This is a genomic window from Oxalicibacterium sp. (assembly GCF_035565035.1).
Lineage (GTDB): Bacteria > Pseudomonadota > Gammaproteobacteria > Burkholderiales > Burkholderiaceae_D > Oxalicibacterium.
This window is the reverse complement of record NZ_DATMTD010000029.1, coordinates 1-2,464: the sequence shown is the minus strand read 5'-3', so window position 1 is coordinate 2,464 and position 2,464 is coordinate 1. Positions and strand designations below refer to the sequence as shown.

3 protein-coding genes are annotated in these 2,464 nt (G+C 55.8%); 2 read left to right on the top strand and 1 reads right to left on the bottom strand.

Annotated features, from left to right (window positions below):
* On the bottom strand, positions 1–881 hold an 881-nt coding region (locus tag VN114_RS02925; protein ID WP_325511815.1), incomplete at its 3' end, for a pyridoxal phosphate-dependent aminotransferase.
* A gap of 240 nt (positions 882–1,121) precedes the next feature.
* Here VN114_RS02925 and VN114_RS02920 point away from each other — a divergent pair.
* Both VN114_RS02920 and VN114_RS02915 read left to right on the top strand, forming a co-directional pair.
* Positions 1,122–1,496, top strand: coding sequence for an Mth938-like domain-containing protein (locus VN114_RS02920; RefSeq protein WP_325511813.1), 375 nt, complete (start codon positions 1,122–1,124; stop codon positions 1,494–1,496).
* A gap of 217 nt (positions 1,497–1,713) precedes the next feature.
* Positions 1,714–2,208 carry a peroxiredoxin gene (locus VN114_RS02915; RefSeq protein WP_325511811.1) on the top strand — a complete coding sequence of 165 codons (495 nt, stop codon included), beginning with the start codon at positions 1,714–1,716 and terminating at the stop codon, positions 2,206–2,208.
* Positions 2,209–2,464: the final 256 nt, after the last annotated feature.

The following is a 2,464-nucleotide window of genomic DNA, read 5'->3' as shown; positions in this document are numbered from 1 at the left end:
TGGTAGCCGCCGAGCGCGGTCTGGATCGCATACTGGCCGGGCACGTTGGCGCACAAGCGCATCGAAGCCAGCATGTTCAGCCCTTCGATGTAATCCTTCGCATAGCGCTTTTCGCCCGACACGATCATCCAGCCGGCGCGGTAGCCGCAGGAACGGTAGTTCTTCGACAGCCCGTTCAGCGTGATGAAGAGCACGTCGTCTGCCAGCGAAGCGAGCGAAGTATGCGTTGCGCCGTCGTACAGCACCTTGTCGTAGATCTCGTCGGCGAACACGATCAGTTGATGCTGACGGGCGACCTCGACGATCTGCTGCAGCAACTCGACCGGATACAGCGCGCCGGTCGGATTGTTCGGGTTGATGACGACGATCGCCTTCGTGTTCGAATTGATCTTCTTCTTGATGTCCTCGATGTCCGGAAACCAGCCGGCCTGCTCGTCGCAGACGTAATGCACCGGTTTGCCGCCGGACAGGCTGACCGCGGCCGTCCACAGCGGATAATCGGGCGACGGCACCAGCACTTCGTCGCCGGTGTTCAGCAAGGCATTCATGCTCATCACGATCAGCTCGGACGCACCGTTGCCCAGGTACACATCGTCGATCGTCACGCCGGCGATCTGCTTCTGCTGCGCATATTGCACGACCGCCTTGCGCGGCGCGAACAGGCCTTTCGAATCGGTATAACCGGAAGCGTTCGCCATGTTGCGGATCATGTCCTGCACGATCTCGTCCGGCGCGTCGAAACCGAAAGTGGCGAGATTGCCGATGTTCAGCTTGATGATCTTGTGGCCGTCTTCCTCCATCTGCCGCGCCTTTTCCAGCACGGGTCCGCGGATGTCGTAGCACACGTCAGCCAGTTTTTTCGATTTGTAGATCGGTCGCACAAAAGCACCTTTTGATGTCGAAAAGCGGAACTGCTCTCCGATGTGGTTGCCTTATTCATCACGCCAGGAACAACCGGGCGACGAGGTCAGCAGTGACGCGCAGAATGCGCGCGGAAAAGTGATCCATTTTGCCGAAAGCAACAGATTTTATCAATCGCAAAACCACGATGTCCGAGTGAAAACGTTACAATACGCGTTCTTTATCTTTCAAATTCCCGCAAAGGCGGTCCCGATCGCGCCATGAAGCTTCACAGCACTCCGACCCAGCAGTATCAAACCGTCACCGCATACGACGATGCCGGCGTCGAGATCAACCTGATCCGCTTCGAGCACAGCTTGATCGTGATGCCGGAAACCGCACCGGTCGCGTGGCCCGTGACATCCTTCGATGCGCTGACTGCCGAGAATTTCGTGCAAATCGGCGGAATGACGCCCGATGTGGTCATTCTCGGCACCGGCGCGCGCCAGCGCTTCGTCCACCCGAAGCTGATCGCCAGCCTGACCGCGGCGCGCACCGGCGTCGAATGCATGGACAACCAGGCTGCCTGCCGCACCTACAACATCCTGATGGCCGAAGGCCGCAAGGTCGCGCTGGCGCTGATTTTCGAATCCTGATTCGCGTCCGTAGCGCCGACCGCATCCATATCGGCCGGACGTAATCGTCGTGTCAGCTTGGCCGATTAGCATGCAGGCAGACGGCATCGAATTTTCGGCATCTTGCTTGAAAAGCAAATGCGCGTCCCCATATGCGTCTTCATCATTGTCCGCGGCAGCATCGGACAGATAGATATCGGCGACGCCTCGATATCATCGATAGAGAAAGCGAAAAGGAATGGATCAAGACCTCGAACTGGCGGAACGCCCTTCTGCAGTGAACATGCTGGTGCCCGATTTCTCGGCGCCGATGACCAGTGACCGCAGCTTTCAACTGTCTGATTACAAAGGGAAAAAGATCGTCCTCTACTTTTATCCGAAGGACAATACGCCGGGCTGCACCACCGAGGGTATCCAGTTCCGCGAACTGTATCCGGAATTCCAGCAAGCCAACGCCGAGATTTTCGGCGTCAGCCGTGACAGCCTCCGTTCGCATGAGGGCTTCAAGGCAAAACTGGCCATGCCATTCGAACTGATTTCCGATCCGGATGAAACGATCTGCAACATGTTCGACGTCATGAAATGGAAGAACATGTACGGCAAGAAAGTGCGTGGCATCGAGCGCTCCACCTTTGTCATTGACGAATCCGGCAAATTGGTGAAAGAATGGCGTGGAGTGAAAGTGCCTGGACACATCGATGAAGTGCTGCAGTTTGTGAAGGCTCTTGCCTAGGTTGCAAAACCCATTGAATTCAAAAGAATTTTTCCGAAGAAAAGCCGTTTGTGGATTAGGCCTCGCGCCTTCCCAAACGGCTTTTTTGCTTTTTGATTCGTCCGTTGTTGATTCTTCTTCCACCCACCCCTCTACCGCATCTTCCTCTTCGCTTTATCGTTTCATGCTGTTCGTAGCCGCAGTAATGTTTTCAAACTTTCCAGATCGAGGTCCTGATGCCCCTGCCTAAAATTCCGACCAAGCCTGCTGCATTGCT

What these genes read in the sequence shown, in the direction of transcription:
- VN114_RS02915 (WP_325511811.1), top strand. Translation starts at nt 1,714, where the DNA reads ATGGATCAAGACCTCGAACTGGCGGAACGCCCTTCTGCAGTGAACATG.
- VN114_RS02920 (WP_325511813.1), top strand. Translation starts at nt 1,122, where the DNA reads ATGAAGCTTCACAGCACTCCGACCCAGCAGTATCAAACCGTCACCGCA.